Source organism: Proteus columbae (assembly GCF_002777965.1).
Classification (GTDB): domain Bacteria; phylum Pseudomonadota; class Gammaproteobacteria; order Enterobacterales; family Enterobacteriaceae; genus Proteus; species Proteus columbae.
In genome coordinates this window covers 1-3,366 of sequence record NZ_NGVR01000012.1, presented here as the reverse complement: position 1 = coordinate 3,366, position 3,366 = coordinate 1, and the positions used below count along the sequence as shown (strand labels likewise).

The 3,366-nt window shown below is 39.6% G+C and carries 5 protein-coding genes; all 5 read right to left on the bottom strand.

What is annotated here, in order from left to right; all coding sequences use genetic code 11:
• Positions 1 to 207, bottom strand: a 207-nt coding sequence (locus tag CBE70_RS05930; RefSeq protein ID WP_157925995.1) for a hypothetical protein, incomplete at its 3' end; no start/stop codon positions are given.
• Between the two features lie 112 nt (positions 208 to 319).
• Positions 320 to 1,207 (bottom strand): hemagglutinin repeat-containing protein, encoded by an 888-nt coding sequence (locus CBE70_RS05925; RefSeq protein WP_100158623.1) that lies wholly within the window; start codon positions 1,205 to 1,207, stop codon positions 320 to 322.
• Positions 1,208 to 1,390: 183 nt separating this feature from the next.
• Positions 1,391 to 2,026, bottom strand: coding sequence for an SMI1/KNR4 family protein (locus CBE70_RS05920; RefSeq protein ID WP_198585697.1), 636 nt, complete (start codon positions 2,024 to 2,026; stop codon positions 1,391 to 1,393).
• 2 nt (positions 2,027 to 2,028) lie between these two features.
• On the bottom strand, positions 2,029 to 2,298 hold the full coding sequence (locus tag CBE70_RS18735) for a NucA/NucB deoxyribonuclease domain-containing protein (RefSeq protein ID WP_456300072.1): 270 nt from the start codon (positions 2,296 to 2,298) through the stop codon (positions 2,029 to 2,031).
• 206 nt (positions 2,299 to 2,504) lie between these two features.
• On the bottom strand, positions 2,505 to 3,366 hold an 862-nt coding region (locus CBE70_RS05910), incomplete at its 5' end, for a VENN motif pre-toxin domain-containing protein (RefSeq protein ID WP_198585696.1).

The window sequence follows — 3,366 nt, the reverse complement described above, 5'->3', positions numbered from 1 at the left end:
GTAATCTTGTAAACGTTGTTGGAAAAGGTAATTTTGAACGTCACGTTCAGTGACATTATCCTTGGTTTCTGAAAGAGCTTGATAAATATTGTCGTAAGCCGTATCAGAAAGATTGTCGAGTCTTGAATCTTCTTTTGCTTGATGAGTACCGCGAATGGTATCAACCGTGGTTGCCAAATCAATAATCTGCGCGCCAATTTCACCCACTAACTGCTGTTTCTGTTGGCGATTTTGTTCTTTCTCTTTATCGAAGATTTTATTTAATATGCTGTGGGCGTTATCAGTATCTTGGCTTAATTGCGCAATATCTTGCTGTTGATTATTGCTNCTGCTGTTTCTGTTGGCGATTTTGTTCTTTCTCTTTATCGAAGATTTTATTTAATATGCTGTGGGCGTTATCAGTATCTTGGCTTAATTGCGCAATATCTTGCTGTTGATTATTGCTATCACGTATTGTCCATGTGCCTTGTGATACCGCAGATTGGGTGGTGTTTTCCGCACTATCGCTATGGTTGCCTGCCATGGCTAATGCATGCCCCATATTCGCTAGCAGATTACCTTCAACGCCCCCTGAAGTACTTACACTACCCGATTGATGCTCAACTTTATATTCTGCGTAATTATGGATATCATTAAAGCCTAATGTACCCGTATCTAACTGGTTATTTTCTGCATCGGCTTTACTGCGGATCACCGCACCATCAAGCTGGGTATGTTTACCCACAGTAATATCAAATCCTTGATTGCCCGCAAATAAGCCCGTTTGCTCTTCCACTGAGCGGTATTTGCTGTCCATTTTATCGCGACTAAACGAAATATTTGCCGAGCCTCCCGGTGTGCCCATTACATTGACACTACCACCTGCACTTTCACTCGATTGCTTCGATTTGTAATCATCAATCGCTTGCTGGCTTTCAAGATGTAAATCACCGCCCACCTTAGCAATAACTTTATCACCTTGCGCTTGAGCGCCTTTTAAGGTTGTATCTTGACCGCTTTGTAATGTGAGCGTTTGCCCTACATTTAATGTGCTATTGGTGTAATAGGTATGATCGCCATCTTCAAATCCTTTCGCTCGACTACCATTGGCATTAATATTAACCCCAACTCCCCCCGAGCCCACCGTGACGCCTACACCGACAGACGCACTTTTGTTGCTGTTTTTGCTGTCTATCGACTCTTGATTTTGTGCTGATTGTAATGTGATATCTCGCGTTGTATCTGGTGATTGTGGTAGACCAAAATCATAACTGCAATTTCGCTGGGAGAACTCAGATTTACACTGAAATTCAGTTCATTCTCCCAGTCGAATAACTATTTATTCAACTGGTGGAGAAATAATAAATCAACTCAAAAGGCTTCTGTGTGGAACTGGAATTACTATCAAGAACTAGTTTCTCGTATCAATAGAAATTCCTGTACCATCTGGAATATTTCTAATTTGTAAGGCAAGATGCGCTCTAAACTTCATCGCATCTATAGAATTTGATAGATATAAATTTTCTAATGTATATTCCCCACCTAAAACAAATGGAACCTTAGGAATTAGCCTATGCATTGATGGAATTTTTCCATAAATATTTTGCCATTGATTAGCTAATGAATACCCAGTTAAAAAATTATAATCATCTAAAATTGCTTTACTCCACTCCTCAAAACTTCCCGCCAACTCACTAAATGAACCTGTCTCTGGATCAAAAACTTGAATCAGATCACCTTTAATACAGAACTGGTTTCCAAAAATATCTTCTGCAAAAAAAAATGCTTCTAGAGCCATATCCTTATATGCAGAGATCCACAATCCGTTATTATTCCAATCAATTACACCGACTTCCTTACCTATACTTTCATATGGAAATAAATGTAATGCTGATTCAAATCCATAAAAACCGTTCTTTTTCTCTAGCAAAAAAACTAGTTGGTCTATTAATGATTGCCCATAATTTGATTCAATATTTTTTTTCAATTGATTAGGCGAGATGTCATCACTACAAACTGATAATAATTTGTCTATAAAAAACCCCATTCTTATTTCCCTCTATCTTTTTCTTGTTTTCCAGATGATTCATCTAATTTTATAATAACAACTGTACCATCAGGTAGCTCACGGCATTGGTGACCAATGCACGAACCAGCGCCTCTATTATCAGATGGTGAGATTAATCTAACTGACGCGCCTGTACCACCCTCTTTAAACATAGCAGGAGGATATTCATCACGATCAGAACCTTTAGCTGGGTCTATATTCTTTAATGACTCTCTTCTTCTTTTGGCTGCACCATCACGATCTACTGTCAGTATATTGGGATGACCTGATTTTTGAGCATATTCAATATGCTTAGCAGTTTCTGTATATTTATTTTTATCAACTATAATAACTTTCGGCTCATTGTCTTTTATTGATGCATTAACAGAGGGTTTACTTTCAAAATCTTTGGCTGTATTTCCTTTAATAGCTGTTGATATAACCGTAATTCCCGTGTTCTTACCTGCTCCTGTTATCCCTATGCTATCAAAAGCCCTTCTTTACCCCATAACGCAATCTTGACATCTGGAGGTGCTGCATTAAAAATTGCCGCCGCTGTTAAATCATTTTCATATTTAACAAGATTAACTAATTCTTTTCGATCTTCAGCACTTAATGAGTCTACCCATGTAATCCATTTTAAGGAGTCCGCTTGATCTACACCAGTAAGGAGTTCTCCCCACGTCTCCAGCGATTCAAAAATTTCACCTTCTTTCGCTGCCTCTACAGCTTTCGCTCGCCGCTGTTTACTAAGCTCGCTGAACTGGTCAAATATCTTATCTTTATCCGCTCCGCTTTCTGTTGCTTTAATTAACTCTTTCCTTAAATCTAAAACATCTTTGTTGGATAATGAGTTATTCTCAACCACCACTTTCCCGGCTTGGGCTGCATTGGCGACTCCTACGCTATTATCACTGATTAAACCGCCAGCAATGCCTGAAGCTAACGTTGCCCATGCACTTATATTTTGCTTTTCAGTCTCAGTCAGTTCTTCGGGGGTTTTGCCATAAAGTGAATGCGATAAAATACCCACCGTTTCGCCTGTCATCGCACCCGTGGCTTGTGCCATCGCATTTTCGCCTTTTGCCAGTGCAAGACCCGCATTCACTAAACCGTGAGCAAGGGTGCGCTGAATATCACTTTCAACACTGTTGCCTTGGATTTGTTTTTTTACTTCATTGGCAAGATAAGGTGCTGAGCCATTGGCAATCGCCGTGACAATATTGTTACCCATTATGCCTTGTGTGAATGCGGTAATGGCTTGAATAGCTCGGGTATATTTACCGCCAGTGCCAAAGTCAGATTGGTTGGTGTAATCTTGTAAACGTTGTTGGAAAAGG